The 23,407-nt window shown below is 46.1% G+C and carries 23 protein-coding genes and 1 pseudogene; 10 read left to right on the plus strand and 14 right to left on the minus strand.

The window, feature by feature from the left end; translation table 11 throughout:
• The first annotated feature begins 210 nt into the window (after positions 1-210).
• The 5 genes from QUA97_RS11415 to QUA97_RS11435 all read left to right on the plus strand — a co-directional run bounded on the left by QUA97_RS11415 (position 211) and on the right by QUA97_RS11435 (position 4,932).
• A complete protein-coding gene (locus QUA97_RS11415) occupies positions 211-501 on the plus strand; it encodes a sulfurtransferase TusA family protein (protein ID WP_194009429.1) in 291 nt (96 codons plus the stop codon).
• Positions 498-1,748, plus strand: a complete 1,251-nt coding sequence (gene rsgA / locus QUA97_RS11420) for a ribosome small subunit-dependent GTPase A (RefSeq protein ID WP_194070183.1) — start codon at positions 498-500, stop codon at positions 1,746-1,748. Before QUA97_RS11415 ends, rsgA begins: the two co-directional genes overlap by 4 nt.
• A 377-nt stretch (positions 1,749-2,125) precedes the next feature.
• The gene (locus QUA97_RS11425; RefSeq protein ID WP_194070185.1) at positions 2,126-2,911 is read left to right on the plus strand and encodes a MotA/TolQ/ExbB proton channel family protein; all 786 of its coding nucleotides are present in this window, start codon (positions 2,126-2,128) and stop codon (positions 2,909-2,911) included.
• A gap of 15 nt (positions 2,912-2,926) precedes the next feature.
• Positions 2,927-3,652, plus strand: coding sequence for an ExbD/TolR family protein (locus QUA97_RS11430; RefSeq protein ID WP_194070187.1), 726 nt, complete (start codon positions 2,927-2,929; stop codon positions 3,650-3,652).
• 1,082 nt (positions 3,653-4,734) lie between these two features.
• Positions 4,735-4,932 carry an NblA/ycf18 family protein gene (locus QUA97_RS11435; RefSeq protein ID WP_006635253.1) on the plus strand — a complete coding sequence of 66 codons (198 nt, stop codon included), beginning with the start codon at positions 4,735-4,737 and terminating at the stop codon, positions 4,930-4,932.
• A 642-nt stretch (positions 4,933-5,574) separates the two neighbouring features.
• On the opposite strand, the gene QUA97_RS11440 is transcribed toward QUA97_RS11435, so the two are convergent.
• Positions 5,575-6,024, minus strand: a complete 450-nt coding sequence (locus tag QUA97_RS11440) for a hypothetical protein (protein ID WP_194009407.1) — start codon at positions 6,022-6,024, stop codon at positions 5,575-5,577.
• 80 nt (positions 6,025-6,104) lie between these two features.
• Positions 6,105-7,307, minus strand: coding sequence for an anhydro-N-acetylmuramic acid kinase (locus tag QUA97_RS11445; RefSeq protein WP_333194647.1), 1,203 nt, complete (start codon positions 7,305-7,307; stop codon positions 6,105-6,107).
• A gap of 158 nt (positions 7,308-7,465) precedes the next feature.
• Here QUA97_RS11445 and QUA97_RS11450 point away from each other — a divergent pair, with 158 nt between their 5' ends.
• Positions 7,466-8,584 carry an RNA-guided endonuclease InsQ/TnpB family protein gene (locus QUA97_RS11450; RefSeq protein ID WP_333194648.1) on the plus strand — a complete coding sequence of 373 codons (1,119 nt, stop codon included), beginning with the start codon at positions 7,466-7,468 and terminating at the stop codon, positions 8,582-8,584.
• A gap of 162 nt (positions 8,585-8,746) precedes the next feature.
• Here QUA97_RS11450 and QUA97_RS11455 read toward each other — a convergent pair whose 3' ends face one another.
• The 7 genes and pseudogenes from QUA97_RS11455 to QUA97_RS28290 all read right to left on the minus strand — a co-directional run.
• Entirely contained in the window at positions 8,747-9,478 is a 732-nt protein-coding gene (locus tag QUA97_RS11455) for a PP2C family protein-serine/threonine phosphatase (RefSeq protein WP_333194649.1), read from the minus strand.
• Positions 9,456-10,562, minus strand: a complete 1,107-nt coding sequence (locus tag QUA97_RS11460) for an RRXRR domain-containing protein (RefSeq protein WP_333194650.1) — start codon at positions 10,560-10,562, stop codon at positions 9,456-9,458. Before QUA97_RS11460 ends, QUA97_RS11455 begins: the two co-directional genes overlap by 23 nt.
• A gap of 493 nt (positions 10,563-11,055) precedes the next feature.
• Positions 11,056-12,822, minus strand: a complete 1,767-nt coding sequence (locus QUA97_RS11465) for an ABC1 kinase family protein (RefSeq protein WP_333194651.1) — start codon at positions 12,820-12,822, stop codon at positions 11,056-11,058.
• A gap of 111 nt (positions 12,823-12,933) precedes the next feature.
• The gene (locus tag QUA97_RS11470; RefSeq protein WP_194069325.1) at positions 12,934-13,269 is read right to left on the minus strand and encodes a DUF6825 family protein; all 336 of its coding nucleotides are present in this window, start codon (positions 13,267-13,269) and stop codon (positions 12,934-12,936) included.
• A gap of 643 nt (positions 13,270-13,912) precedes the next feature.
• A complete protein-coding gene (locus QUA97_RS11475) occupies positions 13,913-15,460 on the minus strand; it encodes a serine/threonine protein kinase (protein WP_333194652.1) in 1,548 nt (515 codons plus the stop codon).
• A 989-nt stretch (positions 15,461-16,449) separates the two neighbouring features.
• The gene (locus QUA97_RS11485) at positions 16,450-16,911 is read right to left on the minus strand and encodes a DUF2127 domain-containing protein (protein WP_333194653.1); all 462 of its coding nucleotides are present in this window, start codon (positions 16,909-16,911) and stop codon (positions 16,450-16,452) included.
• A 355-nt stretch (positions 16,912-17,266) separates the two neighbouring features.
• Positions 17,267-17,555, minus strand: a pseudogene (locus QUA97_RS28290) (transposase family protein); the annotation flags it as partial.
• Positions 17,556-17,697: 142 nt separating this feature from the next.
• Here QUA97_RS28290 and QUA97_RS11495 point away from each other — a divergent pair.
• From QUA97_RS11495 to QUA97_RS11510, 4 genes are all read left to right on the plus strand, one after another.
• Positions 17,698-17,877: a hypothetical protein gene (locus QUA97_RS11495; protein WP_333194654.1), complete on the plus strand. Its 180-nt coding sequence runs from the start codon at positions 17,698-17,700 to the stop codon at positions 17,875-17,877.
• 27 nt (positions 17,878-17,904) lie between these two features.
• Entirely contained in the window at positions 17,905-18,120 is a 216-nt protein-coding gene (locus tag QUA97_RS11500; protein WP_194069335.1) for a hypothetical protein, read from the plus strand.
• 135 nt (positions 18,121-18,255) lie between these two features.
• On the plus strand, positions 18,256-18,531 hold the full coding sequence (locus QUA97_RS11505) for a hypothetical protein (RefSeq protein ID WP_333194655.1): 276 nt from the start codon (positions 18,256-18,258) through the stop codon (positions 18,529-18,531).
• 24 nt (positions 18,532-18,555) lie between these two features.
• Positions 18,556-18,732: a hypothetical protein gene (locus QUA97_RS11510; protein WP_333194656.1), complete on the plus strand. Its 177-nt coding sequence runs from the start codon at positions 18,556-18,558 to the stop codon at positions 18,730-18,732.
• Positions 18,733-18,752: 20 nt separating this feature from the next.
• Here QUA97_RS11510 and QUA97_RS11515 read toward each other — a convergent pair whose 3' ends face one another.
• The 5 genes from QUA97_RS11515 to QUA97_RS11535 form a co-directional block, all read right to left on the minus strand.
• Positions 18,753-19,961: a hypothetical protein gene (locus QUA97_RS11515; RefSeq protein WP_333194657.1), complete on the minus strand. Its 1,209-nt coding sequence runs from the start codon at positions 19,959-19,961 to the stop codon at positions 18,753-18,755.
• A gap of 29 nt (positions 19,962-19,990) precedes the next feature.
• A complete protein-coding gene (gene ilvA, locus QUA97_RS11520; RefSeq protein ID WP_333194658.1) occupies positions 19,991-21,502 on the minus strand; it encodes a threonine ammonia-lyase, biosynthetic in 1,512 nt (503 codons plus the stop codon).
• Positions 21,503-21,645: 143 nt separating this feature from the next.
• A complete protein-coding gene (locus QUA97_RS11525) occupies positions 21,646-21,777 on the minus strand; it encodes a hypothetical protein (protein WP_255515905.1) in 132 nt (43 codons plus the stop codon).
• 10 nt (positions 21,778-21,787) lie between these two features.
• Positions 21,788-22,357, minus strand: a complete 570-nt coding sequence (locus QUA97_RS11530; protein WP_194069341.1) for a hypothetical protein — start codon at positions 22,355-22,357, stop codon at positions 21,788-21,790.
• Between the two features lie 194 nt (positions 22,358-22,551).
• The gene (locus QUA97_RS11535; protein WP_194069343.1) at positions 22,552-23,400 is read right to left on the minus strand and encodes an HIT family protein; all 849 of its coding nucleotides are present in this window, start codon (positions 23,398-23,400) and stop codon (positions 22,552-22,554) included.
• Between the last annotated feature and the right edge of the window lie 7 nt (positions 23,401-23,407).

The following is a 23,407-nucleotide window of genomic DNA, read 5'->3' on the forward strand; positions in this document are numbered from 1 at the left end:
TTGTGGGAAGAGTCCTCAAAAAAATGACACCAATTGGTGTCAAAAATCGGCGGTAGAATAATTGTTCGTCAATTTGTGGGAAGAGTCCTCAAAAAAATGACACCAATTGGTGTCAAAAATCGGCGGTAGAATAATTGTTCGTCAATTTGTTGACGATAAAATAAGGCTTTCAAGAATTGAGATGAGAAATTTGAGAATCTAAAACGCATTATGAATTCAACATCCAAAATTGAAAATCCCAAATCCCCAGATGCCAAAATCGATCTGCGGGGGACTCCGTGTCCTTTGAACTTTGTCCGCACTAAACTGCGCTTGGAGCAAATGGCTCCGGGTGCTGTTTTGGAGGTGTGGCTGGATGCTGGGGAGCCGATCGAACAAGTGCCCGACAGTCTGAAAATGGAAGGCTACCAAATTCTAGAAACGCAGTTTGTCGCGGATGAGCCAGATGCGGGCTTTTTTGCGATGAAGGTGCAGCGCCCAGAAAACCAGGAAGCAGGATGAGTCTGAATTCCTCCTCGATCGTCGGTACTGTAGTGGCTGTTCAGGCTAACTTTTACCGAGTCAGGTTAGATCCAGCCGCCGGGATTCACGAAAATATAGCCCTGGCGGATGCTCCAATTCTGCTGTGTACTCGCCGCACTCGACTGAAAAAAATTAATCAACAGGTGATGGTGGGCGATCGCGTGGTGGTAGACGAACCCGACTGGACTGACCGCCGGGGTGCAATTTCTGAAGTCTTCCCGCGCCAAACAGAACTCAACCGCCCGCCTGTAGCTAATGCCGATCGCATTCTCCTAGTTTTTGCCCTCGCCGAACCGAATTTAGACCCCGCATCATTAACTCGGTTTTTAGTCAAGGCAGAATCTACAGGTTTAGAGGTGAATTTGTGTTTGAACAAATGCGATTTAATTTCGCCCCAAGAATTGGAACAGTGGCGCGATCGGCTTTCAAGCTGGGGCTACGAACCCATGTTTATTAGTGTTCGTAGCGGATTAGGAGTCCAGGAAGCTGTGGCTAATTTACAAAATACAATTTATGTCAAACAAATAGTTTTTCAGCCTTTATCGGACAATATAGATAGTTGTATGTTGCCTTTGGAGGATAACTCCCTACAGGCAAATTCTATTTCTCCGTTAAATGCGTTAAATTCCGTACAAAATCCGTTGCCGAATTTGCTTGAGGGCCGCACCTCAGACAAAATAACGATTATTTGCGGCCCTTCTGGAGTGGGCAAGTCCAGCTTGATCAACCAACTAATTCCGGCGCTTAACCTGCGAGTGAACGCTGTTTCTGGCAAACTCGGCCGCGGACGCCACACGACTCGCCACGTCGAACTATTTGAACTCCCTGGTGGCGGACTGTTGGCGGATACTCCGGGCTTTAATCAGCCGGCTCTAGAATGCGATCCGTCGGAGTTAGCTGAATATTTCCCAGAAGCGCGTCAGAGGCTGGCTGGGGGTAGCTGTCAGTTTAGCGACTGTTCGCACCGAGACGAGCCTAACTGTGTGGTGCGGGGATCTTGGGAACGCTACCAGTATTACTTAAGTTTCCTGGAAGAGGCGATCGTCCGCCAACAAGCTTTGCAAAACTCCAGCAGCGCCGAATCGAGTTTGAAGCAGCAAACCAAGTCGGATGGTACGCAGCAGTACGAACCGAAACTGCTAACTAAAAAATATCGCCGCTCTTCGCGCCGCCTGCAACACCAGTCGCTGCAAGATATGTGTCAAGAAGATTTAGAGGAATTCTGAGGAGGTAGCGGCTCTCTCATCGCCCGCTAAAAAAGCCCCAAATAGTACCAAGACTTACCCAGCAACCCGATTTGATAGAGCAAGATCGCGGGCGATCGACTACCATAACTAACACCGTCGGTAGTGGGGACTTTAATCCGCAACTTGGAGCGGACTAAAGTCCCCACTACGAACCAATTGCGAAATGGGTCAATGGACCGGACACGAGATAAGATAATTCTTTGTGGCCCAACACCTCGCTAGCAAGACTCGGTTTCTTTAATCGCGAGAGGGTAAGTCCCTGAGTACATTAATAGCTAAAATTAAATAGCCGAGAATTTGTTAAAAAAATTAGAACAGAAGCAAAAATTAGCGGGTACTGCAGGAGCAACAAGATTGTGACTATTCAAGAACTTTTTCAAAAAGGTGGCCCCGCCATGTGGCCCCTGTTGGTGTTATCGATTCTATCTTTGAGTACAATTATCGAACGCTTGTGGTTCTGGGCGAGCCTCCTGAGCAAAGAAAAGCTGATAGTTAACCGCATTCTCGAAGCTGCCCGCAGCGATTGGGGGGCGGCTAACGAGATGGCCAGACAAGCTAACCGACAGCCGATCGGGCGATTTCTATCTGCACCCCTGCGCCTGTACAATCCTGAACCAGACTTATTTCGACTCGCACTCGAAGCTGCAGCCGATGAAGAGTTGGCTTCGATGCGCCGCGGCGACAAAATCTTAGAAGCTACGATCGCTCTAGCCCCTTTGCTGGGCTTGCTGGGAACAGTTTTGGGCTTGATTAACTCGCTCAGTTCCATCCGTCTCGGCGACATCGGTACGGCGGCCACGAGTGGCGTCACTTTGGGGATTGGCGAGGCGCTGATCACTACTGCTTCTGGGATGGTAGTAGCAATTTTTACCTTGGTGTTTTATCGGATATTTCAAGCTTTTTTGTTCAACCAGGCAAAAATATTTCGCCGAGCCGGAAATGAACTGGAATTGCTTTACAGGCAATACTGGCCGGTGGCTAATGCTAAAGGTCGATCGCCTGATACAGAACACAACAATTCTTCCTTTGGTTCGGATGGTGTGAACAAGCGTTCTCTCAATTCTCAAGAATCGGGAGAGCGGAAGCGGGAGCCAAAATTGAAAGGTTCCGATCGTGGTGAAGATACACTTTCTAATAATTAGAATGATGGAGAACTAATGAAGATTAACTTAGATACTCCTGGTGAAGAGGCTCGGATTGAACTGGTGCCTTTAATTGATGTGATATTTTGCATTCTGACGTTTTTTTTGCTGGCGGCTTTGCAACTAACTCGCCAGCAGGCGATTAATGTCGATTTGCCGAAGGCGAAGACGGGACAAACGCAGATGCGAGAAATGCTGATTGTCAGCATTGACGATTTCGGGCAAACTTATATCGACCAATTGCCTGTTAATTACCAACAGCTCGATCGAGTTTTAAAGAGTTTCCACACCACAAATCCTACGGGATTGACGGTTTTGTACGCCCCTCAAAATGCTAGATACTCCAAAGTGGTAGAGGTTTTAGACAAATTACGCGAGGTAGGGGGCGATCGAGTTGCCCTGGCCACTCTTCCTAGTTCGGCTGCTTCCCCGCAGCCAAATCCGTCGTTTCCCAATTCTGGCATTCCTGCAGCACCTTCGGGCAATATCGGTCAACCGCTGCCGTCTCCTGTGGCTCCGGGGCAGCAGCAGTTCAATCCCAATCAGTTTCAATCCCCTCTGCCAGCTCCGGGGCAGCAGCAGTTCAATCCCAATCAGTTTCAATCCCCTCTACCAGCTCCTGGGCAGCCTAGCAACTCTGGCGCGAATCTGGGCATTCCTCCTGTTTCGCCTGCACCCACTGATACCAATTCCAGGCCTGGAGTGGCCGCTCCACCGCAGAATGTCGGGCCCTCGAATTAGTCATTAGTCATTTTGGTCATTAGTCATTAGTCATTGGTCATTAGTCATTAGTCATTTTAGCCTGAGCGAAGTCGAAGGCTAGTCATTAGTCATTGGTCTTCAGGAAGAGGGAAGAAAGAACAAGGAAGAGGGCTATAAAGGCTTCGCGAGCGGGTAAAAAGAACGAAGAAGAAAAAAGAGATATAGCGGTTCTCACTCTGGATGAGGTATCGATCCCTCAATCCCTCAATCCCTCAATCCCTCAATCCCTCAATCCCCCAATCTCAACTCTAAAACTTGTAGTGAGCGATTTGTGAGCCAGCGTAGCCGAAGCAAGCCAAAGTATTTAAAATCTAAAATCTCAACTCCTCGCCTGTTTGAGAAAGGCTATCAATAGAAATTCTCCCCCTATCCCCATCCTGACAGATGTAGGTTTTTTGGTAAAAGCCTTATCCCATAAGAGTTTGAGATTTTAGCAAGGCAAAAGCCTAAAACCCTTGCACTGTCGCTTGTTTGCAGGGTTTCGCAAGGGACAACCTACACCTGTCAGCTCTCCCAATCTCCCCCTCTCCCAATCTCCCCCTCTCCCCATCTCCCAATCTCCCCCTCTCCCCCTCTCCCCCTCTCCCAATCTCCCCCTCTCCCCCTCTCTCCCACACTCTCCCGGAGAGAAGCTTCGCCCGATTTGGTATAAAGCGCTTCAATTATTTTGGTTCGTACTGAGCCTTTTTTCTCTTCGTAAGTAGATAGAGTTATATAGCGGTTCTCACAAAAGTGAGGAGAGCCTCATGCCCGGTTTGCCCTATGCCCTATGCCCTATGCCCTATGCCCTATGCCGGATAGTACCTCATCTTTATGAGACTCGGCTATATATGCCTGCAGAAGGAACTTTTGCAGGCATTTCGCGTTCTCTATTGCTAAGTTATTTCTTGGGATAGAGGGTAATTTTGTCAAACAATTGTTACCTTTTGTAATATATACTAAAATGAGATGAGCCCGGAGGGCATCCTGAAACCAACGGTCGATCGCTGAAAAAGTTACAAATTGGGTCGATCCAGGTTTTTACTTTCAAGTCACCTTTACTTACAGAGGAGTCTTTCACCATGAGCCAGCCAGCAGAATTGTCTTTGGAGCAACAATTTAGCCTGTGTTCCTTCAAAACCCAGGTAAGTGACATGAGTCGCGAACAAGCTCAGGAGTTTTTGGTCAAGCTTTACGAGCAAATGATGTTGCGGGAAACTATGTACCGTCATTTTCTCAAACACCATTGGGGTTTAGAACCTAACCCTGGTGTTGAGTAGCACAGTCGCAGTAGGCGACCTCCGTCTCTTACTCTGTTCCCTCAGATGGAAAGGAGTTGGGGGTGATGGGGCGTCACTCTTTGAGCAGAATGTAGAAACCGGGCCTATGCAGAAAGTATCTGCACGGACTCAAGGTCGAGCGGGAAAATTTCACTGTTTATTTTTTGATTCCCATCAATTTGAGGAGTCTATCCGAGCAATCTGTCGATCGACATTACACGATCGCGCAAAAATAATTGATTGCGTTTGGACTAGAAAAGTTGATGGTTAATAATCAAGCGTTAATGTTTTAACCCCTTCAAAAATTTAACCAATTAAATATATTTGTCTGTAGTTGCAGCGGATGAGGTTTGACAACAATGGTGCTAGTCGGACATTTGAGCGCGACTTCCGACTAGCAAGACTTTGAATTTTCAAATCAAACACTCGAACTCGTAAATGCTGACTCTTTGATATACTCACCGCCTTTGCTTGTGCGGTGATGTTTGAAAGGACCTTGGGTGATGCTACCGAGCCGCAGTTTGACTCTCCCTCGATCTCCACAGGCGACTCGTGGCAATGCCGTATCTCGAATTTTTAGACAGTCTAGCAAAAATCCGTCCTCAAAGGACGGGGTTTTAGACCCAATTTTTCGATCGAGAGTTATTCCGGCTGACGTTCCAGAGTCGCCTCCATCGTACTGGTCAAATAATGACCAGACATAAGGCCGCTAGATTGATAGTAGCGATTGTCATCAACGCGGTGAAGGGTATCAAAGCCCGTCCGCCGCTGGCGTTCGTCTCCCAGTACCCAGTAACGCTGGACGATCGACTGGGGAGCAATCCAACCTTCGCCCTCGACGCGGCCGAGTTCGCTGTGTTGGAGTACAAAAGTGTACTGCCGTTCATCGCTGTTGAGGTGTCCTCGGTAATTCAAAATAATCTCTTCACGATCGCCTCCAGGAAAAATGAGCTTCGTCACCATATTGAACCAATCTGTTCGGTTCCAGCTCACTAAAGTTTTGCCTTTAACCGTAATTGGCACGCCATTGCGCTCAATCCAACTTCCTTCGAGCGTCCATTGGCCAGATTCCATTAAAAACGTGTGAGCCACAGTGCTGTTCCTATGCTTTTCCTGCTGGCTACAATACGGGTGCAACAACGCACAGCCGTTGTCGCTCAGACTATATGCTATCACGCCCAACCGTGCCAACAAGAGTTAATTTCCCCTAAAAGTACCGGTGCCCGGGCGCCAGTCACTTGAGGCAGATTGCCGGGAATACCCCGAACCCGCCATGCGGCTAAAACCGCGAAAGCGATCGCCTCTTTAAAATCTACACTCAAGCCGGCCTCAGAAGTAGTCAACACTTGGACTGGATGCAATTTAGATTGCAATCGGCGTTTTAAGTAGAGATTGTGGCTACCGCCCCCGCACAGTAAAACTCGATCGGGCATTGCCGGCAAAAAAGTTTGGTAACTGCGAACGATCGAAGCCACAGTAAGTTCTGTCAAAGTAGCTAGCACATCAGCAGGACTGAGATTGTAAGCGGATGCCTCTAGCAAACAACAGTTAAAATAGTCTACACCAAATAACTCTCGCCCTGTAGATTTGGGCGGTGCTTGGGTGAAAAAATCTTGCTGCAGCCAATCCTCGACTAAAGCTTGACAGGGAGTGCCGGTTGCCGCCCACTCTCCACCTGAGTCGATCGTCAAAGAGCCGCCAGAGAAGTGTACCGCTGCCAAGTCTAACAGCGAATTTGCAGGCCCTGTATCCCAACCCAAGATACCATCTCCCAGATCGCAAATTTCCGAGTCGTGGTTGTTTTCCCTCTTTTCCCTGGCTGGGAGATAGGCAACATTGCCAATTCCCCCCAAATTTTGGATGCAGAGACTGCGGTTGGGTTCTGCCAGCAGGCACGCATCAACAATGGGGACTAAGGGTGCTCCTTGACCCCCTGCTGCAATGTCTGCCGATCGAAAATTGCTCACAGTAGTAATGCCTGTCAATTCGGCAATTAGCGCGCCCCGCCCGAGTTGCAAGCTGTAGCCCATGAACCCATCTGCAAGATTGTTCTCTCCTGTCCCTGGCGGTCGGTGGTAGACGGTTTGACCATGAGAGCCGATCAATTCTGCCTTATCATGTCCCGCTTGAATTGTCAAGGCCGCGCTGGCAAATTGTCGAGCAATGGCATCATCTAATTGGGCGAGTTCAGCCATTGACAAAGCCGAACCACTGCAAACCGAGAGAATTTGCGATCGCAAATTAGCAGGATAAGGGAAAGTTTGACCTGCCACCAACTTTACTTTTAAGTCTGTTTGGGAACCGACCACATCCACCAAAGCAGCATCAATACCATCAACTGACGTGCCGCTGATCAAACCTATAACGCGAACCATTCGATTTTAGATTTTAGATTTTAGATTTTAGATTTTAGATTTTTACCGAAGGTCTGGGTCTAAAGCCCCGTCCTTCAGGACGGCTTTGATTTGTTTTTGAATACTTGCCATTTCCAGCCAAGAGTATTATTATTGTAGAATAACACAGGTCGAGTGATATGAAAACATACAAATTCAAACTCTACAATCACAAAAGGAATAGGTATCTCAAGCGGACTATTAACGCAGCAGCAAGCATATACAACCACTGTCTTGCTCTACACAAGCGTTATTATCGAATGTTTGGCAAGCACTTAAACAAGTTCCAACTGATGAAACATCTAGCTAAACTTAGAAATAAGAATAGTTATTGGCAACGAGTTGGCTCTCAGGCTGTGCAAGACATTTGCGACCGCATCGATCGAAGCTATAAGCTGTTCTTCAAGCACCACAGCAAAGGTGTCAAGCCACTTTCATTTTGTCAGAGTAAGAAGTATAAATCATTCACTCTCAAGCAAGCTGGTTATCAACTTATAGGTAACAAAATACGTATTGGCAAGCAAAAGTTCGGTTACTATAAATCTAGAGTGATAGAAGGGAAAATTAAGACACTAACAGTAAAGAGAGTACCAAGCGGAGATATGTACATCTTCATTGTTACTGATGCTGTTAGTGAATCCATTGGAGTCGTGACGGGTAAAATCGCAGGCTTTGATTTTGGACTTAAAACTTTCTTGACTAACTCTAATGGTAAAGATATCGAATCACCATTGTTCTTATTGCAAGCTAAGAAGCAACTAAAGAATTTATCTCAACAACTATCATCTAAAAAGCTTGGGTCGAACAATTGGAATAAAGCCAGAATTAATCTAGCTAAACTCCACGAGCGAGTAACTAATCTTAGACGTGACTGGTTCTGGAAATTGTCTCATAAGCTTTGTGATGAATATGATGTTTTGTGCTTCGAGACACTTAACCTAAGAGGTATGCAAAAGCTTTGGGGTAGAAAGATAGGAGACTTAGCTTTTGGCACTTTTTTAGAGATACTTCAGACCGTAGCTGCAATGAAAGGTAAGCAAGTTGTCTCGATCGGACAATGGTTTGCTAGTAGTAAACTTTGCTCCAATTGTTCTCACAAACACTCAGGACTTCAATTGCGCGATCGTGAGTGGACTTGTCTTAATTGTGGTACACACCATGATAGAGATAAGAACGCAGCAATTAATATTCAAAGAGAAGGGGTATCTTCTCTTCGCTTAGACACCGTAAGACTTCCAAAGGAAGCTAGTGTTGCTTGAAGCTAGAATCCCCGTACCTTCAGGTCGGGGAGTATATCAACCGGATTAGGGATTACAGTTAAGGATTTTCGTCCATCAAACCGAGTTTCTGTCCCCCGGTGCGTGCAGGAGGTTGAGATTTTTATATAGTGGCGTGCGCGAGGGCGCGAGGGTGCGAGGATATTATTTGAGGTCGATCGTCACGATCACTACAGTAATATTATCGCGTCCCCCTTTATCCTTAGCTGCTTCAATCAAAGCAGTTGCTGCACCCTCGCCGGCGCGAATCGACTTCAGAGGCGAAGCAATCAAAGGATCGGAAAGCTCTTCAGTCAAGCCGTCACTGCAAAGCAGCAAGCGATCCCCGGGTTTTACATCCACCGGCAGAATATCTATCTCCTGCAAATCATCGCGGCCCAAACACTGGGACAAAACGTGACGCCAAGGATGGTGTCGAGCCTGATCGGGAGTCAAGGCCTTTCTTTTGACAGCCTGAGCCACCCAAGTCTGGTCTTCAGTAATCTGCTCCAAGCGAGGCCCGTGCAGCCGGTACAAGCGAGAGTCCCCGATATTAGCGCACCAAGGCCTGCCCTCATCCCTAAAGATCAGAACCACAGCCGTAGTCCCCATATCACCACGTTCGGGATGTTCTAGCTGATCCGTCAAAATTGCTTGATTGGCGATTAAAAAAGCCTTTTCCAACAAATGTACAGAATCCTCGGGCCCTTCCCAATGTTCGAGCAAATAAGATTGAATGGCCCCAGTCGCTATCCGGCTGGCTTCTTGGCCTCCGGCGTGTCCTCCCATTCCGTCTGCCACTATGAAAAATCGCCCGTCAGGATCTATGTAGTACGAGTCCTGATTTACGGAACGAACTAGCCCTGTGTCTGTCTTACCTGCGAAAGAGCGTTTCATCAGAAAAATGGGTTGGAAACCCCGTCCTTCTAGGACGGCTTGACAATTTAATTTGCACGGAGCGCCACGAGTTGTAGGACAAAAACTTACAATCTGCGGGCGATGCGTTTTGAGTGAGACGCTTGCCAGTTTTTAAATCGTGCAAGCTAATTGTTTTCCGGTACGGGTCTTTTTTTGTTGGCGACTCTTGCCAGCCTCCAACGTAACAAAAACCGTATTTAGGGTGTTTAACAATTGAACCGCGCTTAAACCCGACACTAATTGTACCACCGTATCTAGATCGGACATGGCCGGTAGAATATTGCAAGCGATGGAGTTGTCTGCGATGAAATTCAAGGGGGATAATCTCAATTAGCGATGAGTTGTCGGGTTGAATGTGTCCTCCCACGTACCAATTAGCCAACACCCAAGAATCAACACAATGTGCTTCAAACTTTTTTGATAGCTTCTGTTTAGATTTTTTGAGTCCTAATTTTTGACGCAGTTCATAAGTGTCGTTTCCCGATCTAATCTCAAGATGGGCAATCTTTATAAGTAGGTCGTAAAACCAGTGTTTACCCACTTCCAAAGGACTAAACGATACGTTCCACTTACGTCCGTTTTTCCACGTTCGCGCTTTGATGTCCTCCACAACAAATGTTGATATCGGAAACATCAACGTTAGCCAGTTAACTATTCTCAACTTCCACTGCCACCGCGCTTTAGTTGATGGAGGAATACGGTTTTTATTGACTAGCCGATTAGCTCGATTTTGACGGCATGGAGTATTACGAAAGCGTCTTGCCCGTCGCATATTGCGCCTTACTTCAACGCGGTCTTTCACCCAGTCAACAGCATGAGTTTGAATGTTTAAGTAAGTATGCGATTTGGATTTAACGGTAAATTTTTCGCGCTTGCTACCCGGATCGAGGCCTACCGCAATGGGTTGATAATTGTGGCTTGAAGGTTCTATATTCAATCGAACACAAAATACACCCGAATTCCAGAATGGTGTTGCCTTACCCGACTTAATCCAGCGCTTTGCGCGACTTGGGGTAGTCGGCATTAACGGTCTATTTTCACTGTTTACAACGGGTACAAACATTTACGGTAAGTCCTATTTCTAGGTATATATTTCCCTTCGCCACTGACTGCCAAAGTGGTTAAGAACTAGGGAGGCATTCTTAACGTTTGGTGAAATACCACTCTCAGGCAGTTCAGTTGGTCTTTTAAAGACGCAGGCTAGACACTGTTTTGGTCTTGAATTTGGAGGGTGGTGAGCCTTCCTCTTTCAAGCCCCATGCCTTCAGGCTGGGGTTTATGACCGAACTTAAAAGCTTGATTTAACTGGTGCAATTTTTGATGACAAAACTTAAATCGCGAACGAAACTTAAAATTGCTGCTGCCCGCGATCGCCCGTTTTTAAAAAAATGCACTTCCTTGACCCCATATTGTAGATCGTCTGGTGCTAATCGCGTCTTAAATTTTCCGGTAAATTTGAGAAATATTTCAGCCAAAACATAACATCCGAACATCCGAGGCTAAGTTTTGGCTGGTGAGAAATCTCAAACCAGAAATTTCCGATTTCAAATTGCGCGCTATTGTGACATTCTATCGGCGCGATCGATCCGCTTGAACAAACGCAGCAGAGCCAACCCCGTACCAGCAGCAAGCACAGCCACAGCGACAGCAGCCCAAACTTGATTGCTGACAAACAAAATTGTCGCCGACAAAGTAAAAGCACTCATCATCAAAGTATAATTCGTGCTCATTTGAACGCTGGTCATGCGGCGGAGCAATCGCTCTGTTTCGGCAGAACGGACGCGAATCCGTAAATCTCCCTGTTCTAGTTTATCAATAGTCTCCTCAATCCGGCGGGGCAAGCCCAAGGCAGTCGAGCTCACCTGAGCCGCCTGACGGCCGATTTCGTTAAAAATGCTGCTACTTGCATCAGAACCATTTCCATTAGTCATAAGCTGCATGGCAAAAGGTTGTGCCACCTCCATAAAGTTGAACTCTGGATCTAAACCCCTGCCTACCCCTTCGATGGTAGAAAAAGCTCGCATTACAAAAGTAAAGGTAGCTGGGAACCGAAAAGGTTGGTTGTAGGCAATATCGTAAAGGTCGTCAGTAATCGCGCTCACGGACTGATTTTCAAAAGGCTTGTCCATGAAGTTATCCAGCATATACTGAATGCTGCGGCGCACCGGACTCATATCACCCGTAGGAACCAAAGCGCCCAAATTGATCAGAGAATCCATAATCCGCTGTCCATCCTTGGAAGCAATGCCGTAGAGAGTCTCCATGAGTCCTTCGCGGACATTCGACTGAATTTGCCCCATCATGCCAAAATCGTAGAAAATCAGAACTCCGTCAGCACTAACAGCGATATTGCCGGGGTGTGGGTCAGCGTGGAAAAAGCCATCATTGAGCAACTGCCGCAAATAAGCTTTCGCGCCCAACTGAGCGATTAATTTGCGATCGATACCTGCGGCTTCGAGAGCTTCGTAGTGGCTGATTTTAATCCCCGGCAGGTATTCCAAAGTCAGCACTCGGGGGGCGGCGTACCGCCAATAAACCCGTGGCACCAGCACCCAGTCGCAGGTGCTAAAATTGCGGCGAAAAGTATCAGCATTGCGGCCTTCATGGAGATAGTCAATTTCCAGCCAGAGAATGCGACAGCACTCCTCATAAATCCCTATCCAATCTCGGCCTTGGCCCCACTTAGGATGATTTTGAAAGTAACGAGCAATTCCCTTAAGAATTTGCAAATCTATTTCAAAGAGCTTTCGCAGTCCTGGCCGCTGCACCTTGACTACAACTTCCTGGCCCGAGTGAAGTTGAGCTTTGTGTACCTGACCCAAACTGGCAGCGGCCAGGGGCACGGGGTCAAAGCTGCGGTAGAGTTCTTGAACTGTTTTGCCCAAATCTTGCTCGACAATTGCCTCTAACTTTTCGTAGCTAAAAGCAGGCACTTTATCTTGCAGTTTAGAGAGCTCTTCGACAAACTCTGCGGGGAACAAGTCGGCGCGGGTGGAAAATAATTGGCCTACTTTAATGAAAGTGGGGCCCAAATCCAATAGTGTTTCTCGAACCCAGATTGCTTGAAAGCGCCGTCTGGCAACTTTTTTTTCTTCTGTGACGCCTCCCCAGTAGCTCCAGTTTTTGCTGTCGAACCACAGCGAAGCCAGCCAGAGCAGGACAAAGGCCCAAATGTCGAAGAAGCGCCGCTGCCGGGAGTATTTTTCGCGATTCCAGCGATAAGCTTTACTTTTGTAGGATTTAGTAGTTTTTGGCTCATCGGCCTCGCCAGTGCGCTTGGGGGGGCGCTGGCGATCAACAGAGTCATTAAGGAGAGCAGACACTTGGGTTCCCAAATTGCTTATTTTATGTTGTTGCTTTGATGGCAGGTTGGAGCGCGCTCGCGCGTTGTCTTGCGCTCGCGCGGTTGTAAATAGTAGTTCGATCGCCCTTTTTTAAGGCAAACTGCTGCGGTAGCGCTGCAATTGCGATCGCACCAAAGCAACTTCGGCGCGCAGCTCGTCAATAGTCGCTTGCAGCTCAGCAGGATGGATGTCTTGAATGGTAGTGCTGGTGGTTGCAGTACCTGTTCTGGTTTGCATCGCCTCATCAGCAGCTCGATTAGCGCGTTCCACAACTCGATCTGTAAATTGGCGCAGACGTTCTCTTTGTTCCGCGTCAAATTTGCCGAGTTGAGAAAAAGCGTTCGTTGCTGCGCTTTCTAATTGCTCGTATAGTGCTTCAGCAACTGCTCTGCCTACAAAAAAAGCATGAACTGGGGGTTTACTCATAAAAAAATCTCTGTACGCTTCCGCAACAAATTATAACTTGCTTATCCTCGATGGTGCTTCCAAACAAAGGAAGATTGTGGAAATTGATGCAGGACAATATCTCTGCCTGGAAACAAACAAATTTTTTCGAGCGGGCGATCGACTGACACTCCAGTCATCCGGGATGCGACCTCTACCATCGATTTGATTTTCAGAACCGTTGTTGCTAACTACTTTTTCAACCGAGTAGATGTGGCAGCCGCAACAGGAAACATCACATAACTTGTGCGCCCGTGCCTATATCTTAACATAATTCCTAAAAAATATCAAAGGTTTATACATTTTTTTCTAGAGGCATTTCGATCGCAGGTGGCATAGGAAATATGCAGTCGAGTCAAGTCGAGGTTGTGGGGATTAGCAAATTCCGAAAGCAGGTTTTGCGGTTTGGTGCTTTGCCTCCAAAGGCGTTATTTTCAAGAAACAATCCATCGATATTTACTGATTCATCAAAGCAAGTAGTCGCCCACAACTTTAACCAACAAAAATAATACACCTGTGGCACTCACAAACAATCTAAAATTATCTGCGTTTATCCGCATTGCATCTGCCTTGAATCTGCGGTTTATGTATTAAAAGCGAGGACTTATGCAGCTCAAGTCTCAGACTAATTTGTCGTAGGTTCTGGTAAAGGCAAAGGGGTTTCTGTCACAGGGGGAGGCGAGTAAGGAGCGATCGAACTATCGGAATTCGTATCATTTTGGCTGGGTATTGGCGGTGTTGGCGACGCTACTGATGGCGGCGACACAATTTCAGGACTCGGCACCGCAGGCGGGGCGGGTGCGGGAGGTGAGTAGCTGGGAGGTTCCGGCGGTAGGGGCGCAACTTCCGGTATCGGTGCGGCCGCTGGTTGCGGTGCTGGCTCGATTTGGGTTTGAGCCTCGGGAATTGGGGGTTCGGAAGGCGGCGCTTCGGGTTCGGGCGTGGGGGATATTGAAGGCTCTGGTTCGGGTTCTGGGGCGGGAGTTTCGGGGCTTGGCAACTCTGAAGGTGGGGTGCTAACTGCTTCGGGTTCGATCGGTTCGGGAAGGTTGCTGCTGTCTGAGGTGGGTTTGGGGCGCTTGTTAAGTTCGATGGGGTAGAGAGGGCTGCTTTCGACAGATGGCTGTGCGAACATCGGCCCTGATGAATTGCGGGATTTGAGCAAATCTTCGAGAGATGGGAAGGATTGAGCTGTGGATCGGGCGCTGCTGAGACTGGTGCTGTTGTAGCGCCATGCTAGGTCAAAACCCATCCAGCCTGCAATGACAGCCGTTATGACAAACGCCAGCAAAGTCAATGAAGGCGGGGGAGGTGCGGGCAATTTCAGGCTTTGCTTGTCTTTTTTTTCTGCTGGTACTTTTTCTGTGTCTTGCAGCATGGTAAGCCAATTTTCCACTGTCTGGGGGCGCTTTTGGGGGTCGGTTTCGAGTCCCTGAAGGATTGCTCGCTCGATGGCGGGGCTGAGGTTGGGCACAAATTGCCGCAAAGAAGCTAGGGGAATTCGATCGCGCAGGGGGGCTGCTACGGGCGGCACGCCGGAGAGCAAGTAGTAAAAGGTGGCGGCGATCGCGTAAATGTCTGTGGCCGGTGTACATTTACCCTCATAGAGGTATTGTTCGATCGGCGCGTACCCAGGGGACAGCAGGTTAATCTGAGCGTATTTAGTGCCGGCGATAAAGTCGCGAGCAATACCGAAATCTATCAACATTACGACGTGAGAATCGGCTCGCCGGATCAAATTTTCGGGCTTGATGTCTCGGTGCAGCAATCCGCTGTGGTGCACTGTACTTACGGCTGAGGCTATTTGACGAATATAATGCAGCGCCTGGTCTTCTGGCAGCGGTTGACCGGCTTCGACGATGTGGGCGAGAGTTTGGCCGGGAATGTAGTCCATCGCGACAAAAGACTGTCCGGCTTCTTCAAAAAAGTCGATTACTCTGACGATGTTGGAATGCTGACATCTGGACAGGCGTCGGGCTTCGGCAATAAACTGCTGTTGAAATTGGGCTGATGCTGGGTGTTGGCGCAGACTTTCGTTGAGGGTTTTGAGTACAACGGTTTGGTTTAAATGGGTATGGATAGCTCGGTAAGTGATGCCGAACCCTCCTATGCCTAAAGTCGCGTTGACTCTGTATTTGCCTTGTTGCAGGACTGTTGCTGGCGCTAAGTTCATCTTTTGTTGATGCCGTTTCCCAAACTATGCTACCGCTTTTGGGGGATTTCGCAGAGTTTAGGTCGCAGGGGGGCGATCGATCTGCGCCGTTGTTGTAGCTTGAGCTTGAGCAACCTCTTTAAATCTTTGCATCCCCACGTCATTCTATAGCGGTTCTCACAAAAGTGAGGTATGCCCTATGCCCGGTTTGGCCTATGCCCTATCCCGGATAGTACCTCATACCAGAGCACAGAAAGGCTATATCTGTAGTAGGTATTGCGAAACTTAAGGCCCCAGCTTGCCAATAAAAATCCCGCTCTTGTGGAACGGGAAAGCCATCAGGGTGCATCTATTATTTATTACTATAGTTGATGAGGGGTCTCACCCCCTTTTGTTTTAACAAATCTTTATAATTAGGAAATTTCTGTAAAGATTTAGGTTTTTATTTTAATTGTGATCAATATTATGGTAATAAAAATTGCTGAATCTCGATTTTAAACTTAAAAAAATAAAAACTGTGCCGATATTGTTAAGAAAACTTTATCAACCCGAACGCATATTTGCGGTTGCGGAACGATATTAGATCGCGACCACAACGCTGGAAGAAATATTTTAGCCAAGGGTTTGAAAGCCCGTGCAGGAATCAATTTAAATACGGTGGGGCACACCGGAATTCACGCTGGGGGACAGATCGATCTCTACTCGCTGGTGGCGACAAAACAGAGATAAGTTCGACTGGTTGATCCAAGAATCCCCTCGCCTCGATAGCAGGGGAGTGTCAAATAGTTCAGTTTAATCGCGCCGACCTACTTATGTCACAGAGCCAGACATCAGCCTACTATTGCAGATGCTGGAATCGATCGCATCCAGTGAGTGTCTTCTCAATCGAGTCCACTTTAATAGACTTGAGTTGCATAAATATTCGATCGAACTGTTAACCGCAGATTTTAAGTAGATCAACACTGATGGACGCAGATCATTCAATCATTAAAATTGAGTGCAACTCAAGTTTAATATTTTTTGCCATGCTGCGGCAAATGGTGCAGCAAATACCACAGCACGGCTAAATTTCCGAGAAATACCGATAATTTAAGTACGGTGAAGCCCTGAAATAACTCATATATTTCTGGCGGAATACTGATTCCTACCAGCACTAATACTAAGATTGTTCCCCAATCTTTTTCGTACCACAATCCCACCACTTCAAACACCGTTAAAATTGCATAAACTCCGGCAGCCAGTCCACTAAAAAGTAAAGTTTTAGATTTGACAATAAGAATTTTATCTAGAAAAATTTCAACTATCTTCAAATTGGTTTCTAAAAAATAAGATTCCGAGAAATCCTCCAAAAATTGATGGTTTTTTAAGGCAAAAAGCAAAGCTATTGAAGTTAATATCAAGAAAGCGGCGACAAAAGTTTTGTAAACGATAATTGCCATTAAAGCAGGAGGACGCTGTTTTTTTAGGTACATTTTTGAAATATCAATAATTTGTGTTCTGCTTGTGCAGGAAAAAATTCATCCACAAACATTGTACGATATTTAACTGATTTAACCTATCAAAATTCCACAGGGTGCGCCAGAAATCAGTTAGTCAATTACACTTATCAACCCTAGCGAGGGCAAAAAATCTGCTTTTTCATCAACTATCTCTCGCAGGAGCAATAAGTTTCCCAGCAACCGTTTTTTTCGTAAGTTCTAAATTAGGCTTGAGTTGGATAAATATTTGATTGATGGGTTAGCTGCAGATTTTAAGCAGATTAACACTGACGAACGCAGATAATATCATGTCCGGTCTACGAACTCATCCAAGGGGAACGCATCTTATCGGCAATTCTAAAATTTTCTTTAACCATTCGTGTTGGGTTTGCCCGTAACTTTTGATATCTACCCATGTATCAGCACCGCAAATCACTGCACAAATTGAGTTGTTGATAATATAGCCTTTCTGTGCTCTGGTATGAGGTACTATCCGGGATAGGCCCGCGCCGGGCCGGGCATACCTCACTTTTGTGAGAACCCCTATATCAATTAATTGATGATGTTTCGTCCGCTAAATTCTTGATATTCTAAGTCATAAAATGGTCGGTAATGGGGATTTTAGGTTTGAGTTTCATACAGGGCGAACTCTGATTAAATGTTTGGTAAGTATTTAATAATTATTCTCCAATATACCAGATTCTGTTAATATTAAATTTAGATGCGTTCGTGCTGACGTCGGGAAGGCGATCGTTAAAGGTTGGATAAAACCACAATAGATTGTGGTGTGCGAAGATCGATCGCCCTTACCGGAAAAAAGTGCGATCGCCCGCAACTACCAAATCGTTTCAACGTCAGGAATATTGTACCGCCGCGCGATCGCTCCTAAAATGCGATCGCGCCGATTTTTGTCAAACTCCCCTGAAAGTTGTAATGAATGCGTTGACCTGCTACCGTTAACACAGACGCATCGTAGGAAAACAACCGATGACACTAACAGAATTACTCCCTACCATTAGACAACTGTCTGCGATCGACAAACGAGAGTTAATCCGCATTCTAATGGCGGAAGAAGATATCAGTGAGGATACTTTTCCTTTGGAACCTTACAAAATTTACTACCTGCCAACCCCATACGGTAATTTTGGTGCGGGTGCAGCTTTAATGCAGGCAATGAACCGGGCTAACCACAAGGAAAACTGAGTATTATGCGATTCCAATACTCTACCAATGACCCCTCTCAAGATGAGTTTGATAGCCTACCCCGCATTCCCTTGATTCTGCATCACAATAACCAGGGAGTCGAAGTTGTTGGGTTAGTAGGATAGCGGTGCAACCGTGAATGTATTGCCTTACCAAATAGGAACTCAGCTTGGCTTAGTTTGGGATGACAGTAAAGCTATTATTCGACTTGCTGGTAACATTGGTAATCAACCAGCGATGCCAGTATTTTTCATGGCTGAAATAGGGGAGTTTGCTCCGGTAAGATTAGTATTTGCTTGGGCCAAAAGTGACAGCGTATCATTGATTCTGGGACAGACAAATTTTTTCTTAGAATTTGACGTTCACTTTTATCGTTCTCGGCTTGAGTTCGATATTGAGCTGAAGCGTTAATGTCCACTATAATTTATTTGCGATGTGGTGTGCAGCTACAGATCGATCGCCCTTACCGGAAAAAAGTGCGATCGCCCGCAACTACCAAATCGTTTCAACGTCAGGAAGATTGTACCGCCGCGCGATCGCCTGGATGATGCAACTATCAGTCAAACAACCGGACTCAGTATTGAGGATGTGCAGAATTTGCGATCGCCATAAGATTTCTTGACCAACAATAATCACAACTGCAAAACCCCAGACACCTTGGCATTTTTAACACTTGAAATCCGAATCAAAGAGCCTGATTTTACAGCAATCTTAGGTTTCCATTCATAAACCCCATCGCTAGCCGCGCGGTTGGCTATACTTTGAACAAACTTATTCTCTTGATACAGCTCAATCTTGACCTCTTCCTGAATATTGTCTCTCCACAAAATCAAATAAGGTTTATTTGCTTCCACCTCCACTTTTCCTGCTGGTTTAGCAACCAATATTTTTGGTGAAGCTGTCTTAGATTTTCTATTCCTAAATCCTAAATAGTGCGGCAGTTCGCGAGTAGCAATATCATTCGATTTAGGCAACATAATCTCGCCGATTTTAGGATTAAATAGATAAGTTGAGAGTCCGCCGTCGATCGTCACTATATCTCCTTTCACCCCGAATTCTCGCATTAACTTAGCTGCTGCATCTAATGTCGCTTCATTAACTGTGATAATTGCCAGCAATTCATTACCCTTGCGACCATCTTTGTCCAGCGTACCGATGACGTGATACCTATTTGCAGGATTTTTAGATAATAGTTTAGCTGGATGGTGCTTGTATTCGTAAGTAACCACTGCATTTTGTACTTCTTTTTGATTCAATGGCGTTCCGGTTTGCGGTTCGTAATTTGTGATATATGCTTCCCGATCATTCCATACCAAAGCTTTCAATCGAACATTTTTATATAGTCCATCTTTGGGTTTCTTGACTGGGCCGTAGATGCTGTTACCGCCAGTAATAACTTGACCGTTGAATTTGACCGGAAAAGATAGCTGCGTGCTGCGTTGGTATTGTTCAAAAAAAGAACAGTTAATCACGGAAAAAACACCATTTCCATAAAGGTTTTTGTATTCTCCTGTAACTTCAGAGAATAATTTGCTCTTAAAGAAAGGACTGTAATATTTGTTTTCTCCCTGATAATACAATCCTTTATTGAAAGCCATCCGATCGACCTCTCCAATTAGCTGGTCTATTTGCATTTTTTGCACGTTAATAACTTGCAAATAAGCCTGATTTCCGTTGGGTAGTTCTTTTTTGTACAACTCTGCACCATCTCTGGTATCCACAGGTTGAAAATAACTGACTGGGCTGGAAATTTGTTCGATCGCAAAATGTGCAACTGCTGCCACAATAGCAACAGCAAAAATCATCAAAAAAAACGGCAGTATTTTTTTCAACACGTTCATAAATATTAATTTGTTTCCACCCCAAAAACCTACGCCAAAAACAGCTTATAAGCCGGATTCTGACTCTCATCCCCATACTGATAGCCCAGCGTATCCAAAAACGCCTGCCATTCCTGCATCTCATCCGGCGGCACCTGTATCCCCACCACAATTCGCCCGTAATCAGCCCCATTATTCCGATAGTGAAAAACGCTGATATTCCAATTAGGACTCATCGAACCCACAAACTGCATCAACGCACCCGGACGTTCGGGAAATTCAAAGCGGTAAAACAGTTCATGTTTTGCCAGGAAAGAACGGCCGCCCACCATGTGCCGCAAGTGCAATTTTGTTAACTCATCATCAGTTAAATCCAAAGTTTTGAAACCGCAATTTTCAAAAGTTGCAGCTATTTTAATCGCATCAGCACGGTCTAGAATTTGCACCCCAATAAAAATGTGTGCTGCTTTTTCATCAGCAATTCGATAACTAAATTCAGTTAAATTGCGCTTTCCCAAACATTCGCAAAACCTGCGGAGACTTCCCGGCTGTTCGGGAATTGTCACTGCAAAAATCGCTTCCCGCTGTTCGCCAAATTCTGCCCTTTCTGCTACAAAACGCAGGCGATCGAAATTCATGTTCGCGCCGCAAGCAACAGCAATTAATGTTTCTCCTACGACTTGTTCCCGTTCCACGTAAGCTTTGGCACCTGCGATCGCCAATGCGCCTGCAGGTTCTAAGATCGATCGCGTATCTTCAAAAACATCCTTAATCGCCGCGCAAATATCATCAGTACCCACCAAAATAATCTCATCCACATACTGCTGACAAAGCCGAAAAGTTTCCTCCCCAACTTCCCGCACAGCAACACCGTCAGCAAATAAACCCACCTGCGACAAACGCACCCGTTTACCAGCTTTTAGCGATTGATTCATCGCGTCGGAATCCACAGGTTCAACCCCAATAATCTTAATTTCCGGCCGCAACCGCTTGATATATGCCCCAATTCCCGAAATCAATCCACCGCCGCCAATCGCCACAAAAATTGCGTGAATGGGTTTTTGATGTTGCCGCAGAATTTCCATGCCGATCGTACCCTGTCCCGCAATTACGTGCGGATCGTCAAAAGGGTGAATAAAAGTTAAGTTTTTTTCCGCCTCTAATTGGCGCGCAAAAGCGTAAGCATCATCGTAGGTATCCCCCTGCAGAACCACCTCTCCACCCCGCGCTATCACCGCATTTACCTTCACCTGTGGCGTTGTTACGGGCATCACGATAATTGCGCGAGTTCCCAAGTGGCGGGCAGCGAGAGCGACTCCTTGGGCGTGGTTGCCGGCGGAAGCTGCAATGACACCTTGCGCTAGCAAATCCGGCGACAGTTGCGCCATTTTGTTGTACGCGCCCCGCAGCTTGAAGGAAAACACAGACTGCATATCTTCTCGTTTCAGCAGCAGTTTATTGTTGAGCCGCTCTGATAAATTGGGGGCTATTTCTAGGGGTGTTTCTTGAGCAACATCGTAGACGCGGGCGGTGAGGATTTGTACTAGGTAATCGCAAAGCATGGGGGTTAGCAGGTGGGTTAATGCCGGATGGTGCGATAATTGTAGGGCATTTATGTTAGCATTTTGCGGGGAATTGGCGATCCTCTTCGTTGGCGTAGCCCCCGTAGGGGCGGGCTTCGCTAACGGCGATCGGGAGAACCGATTTACTTGACTAATAATTTGATTCCCAATATAAAAGCTTGATGTGCCGGAAGTGCGATCGCCCCTAAAAGCAGAACAAAGAGAGCGATCGCGAGGCGACGATCCAGATGATACCTAGTGCTGACACTTGCCATTTGCCAAAACCTAATCAGGCCGTGCGAAACCCGTTCGAGGGTCGCTAATAAACAAACCCAAAACTAACGAATCCATCACCGTATCCCAGACAGGAGTCAAACGTTCCGCATCATCAACCCAGTAATCAAAAGTAATCAAACACTGAACATTAGAACCCAATCCAATACAGATTCGCGAATAAGCTTCCCGCTGTTCGGGAGGGTCGATAAACTTAAATTCAGTCCACACAATGCGGGCCGTTTGCCGCTTCAATTGAATAATTTCCCCAAGAGCGATCGGATTTCTGGTATCATCTTCAACAATCTTCTGTAATAGCGGCACAAGAGGAAATTCTCCCCAATTGCCAGGAGGTAACAAATTAAACGAAACCTCCAAACGACAATCATCATCCGGCGGTTTCTTATCCGTAAATCGGAAGGACTTAGTATCAGGTTCAAAATGCCAATCTTCGGGGACATCAAACCGAACAGCACCTCTTCCTGCTACAAAAATACGAGTTCCCGGCTTTGACGTCCAATTGTGGTTTTCTTTAAGCTCTAGAGTTTCCTTGAGCCATTCTTGCTTTTTGCGCTTAGACATAAACAGAACACCAAATTACTGCTAATCTGTAGTTTGAGACTTGGCAAACACATTTTAACCCTATTTTGCTCGCCCTTTGCTCAATTTTAACAATCCTTACAAAAATTATGAATTGCTCTCCTCTCTATTCCTCTGTGTTCTCTGCGCCTCTGCGGTAAAAAAAAATCCATTTCACAATTGGCTAACTCTTATTTTTAACTCTTGGGAATCACATACCTAATCCCGCCTTTCTTCCCAGCATCGCCCCTGTAGCGGGGAATAACATGAATAGCAGCGTGACTGCGACTTTGCCCCGCATCTTTATTAATATTGATACCCACATTAAAACCGTCAGGCTGAAACTCTTTTATTAACATCTCTTGCACCTTATTCGCCATAAACCAGCAAGCAGATTGTTCTCGAAAAGGCAACTCAAAATAATTAGCAATATGGCGCTTGGGGATAATTAAAACATGACCTTGGCTGGCAGGATAACCGTCAAACATCGCATAAGCTGTTGCAGATTCAGTTAGTAAAGTTAGGTTTTTGTAGGGATTGCAGAATACGCAGTGATTAGTTGAGTTTCTTTGATGGTTGTAATGGACGTATTCGTAAATTTCGCAAGACTCATCTAGGTGAATTGACTTAAACGGAAGTTTGACAATGCACTGATAGGTAGGTTTTTTGTGTACGTAATGTTCTCGAAAGCCTTCTTTTTTGAGATCCCTTCTCACGGCAAAATAAGCTTTGCCTCCCGGTTTCAAGAAGTGCGACACTTCCATCAACACATTAGCTTGGTCTTCGGGAAATAAAACATTCAAAACATAAAAGCAAAGGATAATGTCGAATTTGTGTTTGGGAAAATCCGGGAAATAATAAGGGTCATAACCCGCAATATCAAAGCCTTTTTGCTGCAACAATTTAGCATCGCTGCCGAAGCCGCACCCAAAGTCTAAGACTTTCCCTTGCAGCAAGTTTTTATCCAATAAAAATCTGGCTGGAAATGACAGATAAATTCTTTCGATTGCCGTTAGGTGGCTGAATTTATTTTGTTGCTTTTTCATCACGAAA

This window comes from Microcoleus sp. CZ3-B2, assembly GCF_036705055.1.
Classification (GTDB): domain Bacteria; phylum Cyanobacteriota; class Cyanobacteriia; order Cyanobacteriales; family Microcoleaceae; genus Microcoleus.

Coding starts and splice junctions, on each gene's coding strand:
- QUA97_RS11415 (WP_194009429.1), top strand. CDS start 211: ATGAATTCAACATCCAAAATTGAAAATCCCAAATCCCCAGATGCCAAA.
- rsgA (WP_194070183.1), top strand. CDS start 498: ATGAGTCTGAATTCCTCCTCGATCGTCGGTACTGTAGTGGCTGTTCAG.
- QUA97_RS11430 (WP_194070187.1), top strand. CDS start 2,927: ATGAAGATTAACTTAGATACTCCTGGTGAAGAGGCTCGGATTGAACTG.
- QUA97_RS11435 (WP_006635253.1), top strand. CDS start 4,735: ATGAGCCAGCCAGCAGAATTGTCTTTGGAGCAACAATTTAGCCTGTGT.
- QUA97_RS11445 (WP_333194647.1), bottom strand. CDS start 7,307: ATGGTTCGCGTTATAGGTTTGATCAGCGGCACGTCAGTTGATGGTATT.
- QUA97_RS11450 (WP_333194648.1), top strand. CDS start 7,466: ATGAAAACATACAAATTCAAACTCTACAATCACAAAAGGAATAGGTAT.
- QUA97_RS11455 (WP_333194649.1), bottom strand. CDS start 9,478: ATGAAACGCTCTTTCGCAGGTAAGACAGACACAGGGCTAGTTCGTTCC.
- QUA97_RS11460 (WP_333194650.1), bottom strand. CDS start 10,562: ATGTTTGTACCCGTTGTAAACAGTGAAAATAGACCGTTAATGCCGACT.
- QUA97_RS11470 (WP_194069325.1), bottom strand. CDS start 13,269: ATGAGTAAACCCCCAGTTCATGCTTTTTTTGTAGGCAGAGCAGTTGCT.
- QUA97_RS11475 (WP_333194652.1), bottom strand. CDS start 15,460: ATGAACTTAGCGCCAGCAACAGTCCTGCAACAAGGCAAATACAGAGTC.
- QUA97_RS11485 (WP_333194653.1), bottom strand. CDS start 16,911: ATGTACCTAAAAAAACAGCGTCCTCCTGCTTTAATGGCAATTATCGTT.
- QUA97_RS11500 (WP_194069335.1), top strand. CDS start 17,905: ATGACACTAACAGAATTACTCCCTACCATTAGACAACTGTCTGCGATC.
- QUA97_RS11515 (WP_333194657.1), bottom strand. CDS start 19,961: ATGAACGTGTTGAAAAAAATACTGCCGTTTTTTTTGATGATTTTTGCT.
- ilvA (WP_333194658.1), bottom strand. CDS start 21,502: ATGCTTTGCGATTACCTAGTACAAATCCTCACCGCCCGCGTCTACGAT.
- QUA97_RS11525 (WP_255515905.1), bottom strand. CDS start 21,777: ATGGCAAGTGTCAGCACTAGGTATCATCTGGATCGTCGCCTCGCGATC.
- QUA97_RS11530 (WP_194069341.1), bottom strand. CDS start 22,357: ATGTCTAAGCGCAAAAAGCAAGAATGGCTCAAGGAAACTCTAGAGCTT.
- QUA97_RS11535 (WP_194069343.1), bottom strand. CDS start 23,400: ATGAAAAAGCAACAAAATAAATTCAGCCACCTAACGGCAATCGAAAGA.